The organism is Pelagicoccus sp. SDUM812005, from assembly GCF_031127875.1.
Lineage (GTDB): Bacteria > Verrucomicrobiota > Verrucomicrobiia > Opitutales > Opitutaceae > Pelagicoccus.
Genome location: NZ_JARXIA010000053.1, coordinates 1 through 3374 on the forward strand (window position 1 = coordinate 1; position 3374 = coordinate 3374).

General features: G+C 54.4%; 3 protein-coding genes. 1 reads left to right on the plus strand and 2 read right to left on the minus strand.

The features are described from left to right. Window positions 1-481: 481 nt before the first annotated feature. Window positions 482-1798 (plus strand): group II intron reverse transcriptase/maturase, encoded by a 1317-nt coding sequence (ltrA, locus tag QEH57_RS24560; RefSeq protein WP_309009454.1) that lies wholly within the window; start codon window positions 482-484, stop codon window positions 1796-1798. A 405-nt stretch (window positions 1799-2203) separates the two neighbouring features. Here ltrA and QEH57_RS24565 read toward each other — a convergent pair whose 3' ends face one another. Beyond that, window positions 2204-2689, minus strand: a complete 486-nt coding sequence (locus QEH57_RS24565) for a hypothetical protein (protein WP_309009455.1) — start codon at window positions 2687-2689, stop codon at window positions 2204-2206. A gap of 16 nt (window positions 2690-2705) precedes the next feature. Continuing rightward, entirely contained in the window at window positions 2706-2840 is a 135-nt protein-coding gene (locus QEH57_RS24570) for a hypothetical protein (protein ID WP_309009456.1), read from the minus strand. Window positions 2841-3374 lie beyond the last annotated feature (534 nt).

Genomic DNA, 3374 nt, shown 5'->3' on the forward strand with positions numbered 1-3374 from the left:
CATGGGCATGTTGTAATTGGGTGAAAGTCCCATGTTCGTGAACTGCATAAATACCTATGAAAGAACTAGATCATGGCAACTGCGAAGTGGCGACGCTTCGTGGGAAGGAAGCCTACGTCAAAGGTGCGGGCCTACGCACAGAAATGGGATATAAGGCCGGTATGGCGGGTGAGCTGGCACAACACAGCGAAACCCTCAGTTCAGCCATGAAGGTAAATCCCGAGGTCGCGCATCGAAACAACGTGTCCTTACCCGGGGAGGCCTCGCTCACGTGCGGTATCGGCTTAGATCTGCCGTCAAGATATCGCGGTTCGTCCAGCAATGGGCGCATTGAGGGGCGAGGAGTCAGCCGAGGTCGAAGTAGTCGCATGAAACGAGCCGGGAGTAGCTGCCGACGGACTTTCCGTCCAGCGAAGGTATCCGGATGGCTCACTTGCGGCGAAGGACCGAACTCAGGAGGCGGGAACGACCGGACGCGGCCATGAGCGATCAGGCGCCGCGCTCCGCGGAGAACGGAGTCCCGCAGGAAGATCTGCTGGAGCGGATCCTCGAAGCGTCCAACCTCAACGCCGCGTACAAGCGCGTCCGAGCGAACAAGGGGGCCCCAGGGATCGACGGCATGTCGGTCGAGGAGTTTACCGAGTTCGCCCGCGAGCACATGCCGCGGCTCGCTAGGCAGATGCGCGAGGGCCGATACAAGCCAGCGGCAGTAAGAAGGGTCTGGATACCCAAGCCGAACGGGGAGGAGCGCCCGCTGGGCATCCCCACCGTCCTGGACCGGGTTGTCCAGCAAGCCGTGGCCCAAGTCCTGGGTCCCATCTTCGATGTGGACTTCAGCGACGAAAGCTTCGGCTACAGGCCGGGGCGTCGCGCCGGCGACGCCGTCGAACGGATAAGGGAACGCAGCCAAAGCGGCTACGCGTGGGGAGTGGAGTGCGACCTGAAGAGCTTCTTCGACGTCGTGAACCACGACCTGCTGATGCGTCGGATCGGGCTGAAGGTGAAGGACAAGCGCGTGATGCGCCTGCTCGGCAAGTACCTTCGGGCCGGAGTCCGGCACGAGGACGGGACCGTCGAGAGGACCCCGAGGGGGATTCCGCAGGGCGGCCCGCTTTCGCCGCTGCTGGCCAACATCATGCTCGACCCCCTCGACAAGCTGATCGAGGCGATGGGGCTGCCCTTCGTCCGCTACGCGGACGACTTCCTCGTCATGGCGAAACGCAAGTCGGAGGCCCGAACGGCCATGGACGAGCTGCGCCGTTTCGTGGAATGCGAGCTCAAGCTTCTGGTCAACGAGGACAAGACCCGCGTCGCCCCGCTGGGCGAGTGCGAGTTCCTCGGCTTCGTCGTAAGGGGAAAGCGGATACGCGTCTGCGAAAAGGCCCGGAAGCGATTCCGGTTCCGCATCCGGCAGGAGACTTCCCGCCGGAAGGGAATCTCGATGGAATCGCGACTGGCCACGCTCAGGAGGTACTGCGTTGGTTGGTTCCACTACTTCAAGATCGGCTTCCTGTACAAGGACGCCCGAGCTTGGGACGGGTGGATACGCCGGCGCATACGCATGTGCTACTGGAAGATGTGGAAGCTGCCGCGCAAGAGGCGCCGGATGCTGATACGGCTCGGCGTGGACCCTTCGGCAGTGAAGATGGCCAGCCGGTCCCGCAAGAGATACTGGAGGCTCAGCTCGCATCCGTTCGTTCGCTTCGCGCTGTCTAACGCTTGGCTCGAGGAGCAAGGAGTCCCCTCGCTCTCGAAACTGTGGATCGCCTTTAGATATAAGGGTCAGGGGCAAACTTGACTGTTATATTTATGCCTGTGAACCGCCACTTACGGATCCGTATGAGTGGTGGTGTGGGAGCTGGGGGAGTTGATGCCCCTAGCTACCCGATTCTAAAATATCGGGGAACGTGTCTCCAGTGATTCCATACACTCGAATCGATTTTTTTAACTGGCATAGGACCTTGCTCGTCATCTTAGGGTAACAGGTTGGAATCGTGGTTCGTGAAGGTTGAAATGTCGAAGTCAGATTTCGTCTCGTTCCTTCGGTTCGTTAGGATCAGTTAAAATCTATCTGTCGTGTTCGTTGGAAATGTCGTGGTCGCACTGTTCGAGGATGCTGCATCCTTCGATTCGGAAAACCCTCTTTTTGTATCCATCAACCTGATCATATTTTTTCTTAGAACGTCGAGTGCATACGCGGAGGCTAGCGCGGAGCGCTGGCCGGAGTTGTATGGCACCTCTGGTTGGCTCTTTCTTTTTCTTTGCTTAAAGTGGCTAGAAAATCGTAGCCAATCAAACCGTCGTAGAAAACAAATTTCGTATCTTTAGATTTAAGGATTAGCATCTCTAGGACAAAACTGTGCCTCACCTTTTTTAGTTCATGCCATTGAATCTCTTCCTTTCCGAATCGTATGAAATCTTTGGTTACGATTATTCTTTTCTTCATTTTTGGAAGGTAGGTAATCAGGTAGCCAGCAGCCCAACCAAAGAAAGTGACGATAGCGACAAACCAAATCGTCTGCTTTTCTGGGACGTCGTGGACGTGTTTCATGATAGCCGAGATAATCAAAACGGTACAGACGCTGACACTGCAGATGATCAGGAACCAAATCAATATTTTGAAACCAGTTGAATATTCGAGAAGCAAGGAGCAATCTTCGAGAAGTTCGTTTGGGTCGGTTTCGTTCATTTCAATTTAGCCAACGCTAAGGTGATACGACGGCGGCTTCGGTCATCGCCTCCACGTCTGGGTTGGTAGATTTCGAAGTATCGTCGTCAAAGGGACGAGCGTTTGCCGCCGTTGTATCGACCGCCTGGTTGGACCTATCTTTAGTTTTCATCTAGAAGCCTCCAATGGTCTAATCGTGTCTAGTTTCGGCCACGTCGTAACGTCGGTTCCGTCTATCGACCATGCTTCCAACTCGATGATAGATCCATCTCTTTCCCAAAGTGTGATGCCGATTAATCCTGAGTCTTCGTCTCCACCTTGGTAATCGGCAAGAATCGTTTTCTTATCTTCTTTCTTTGGTTCGCCCTCGAACATCACGGTTGGGCATGATCCGCATCCACATCGTCCATAAACATGAAGCGAATCGATTTCTTTCAATCGTTTCGAATCGGTCTTTGAGATCAGCTCACAGAGAATCGATCTTTCTTCGTTTGAGAGCTCACGATCAACTGGAGTGCTGTACGGAAACGTATTCAATTTCTTATTTGTCCAACGCTAAGTTCATGTGACGTAGGCTATCGCGGAGCGATGGCCGGAGTTACATGAAACGACTTGTGTGTGCCCGGCATGGGCATGTTGTAATTGGGTGAAAGTCCCATGTTCGTGAACTGCATAAATACCTATGAAAGAACTAGATCATGGCAAC

Bases quoted from the DNA above. Each gene is read 5' to 3' on its own strand.
- ltrA (WP_309009454.1), top strand. From the start codon at position 482: ATGAGCGATCAGGCGCCGCGCTCCGCGGAGAACGGAGTCCCGCAGGAA.
- QEH57_RS24565 (WP_309009455.1), bottom strand. From the start codon at position 2,689: ATGAACGAAACCGACCCAAACGAACTTCTCGAAGATTGCTCCTTGCTT.
- QEH57_RS24570 (WP_309009456.1), bottom strand. From the start codon at position 2,840: ATGAAAACTAAAGATAGGTCCAACCAGGCGGTCGATACAACGGCGGCA.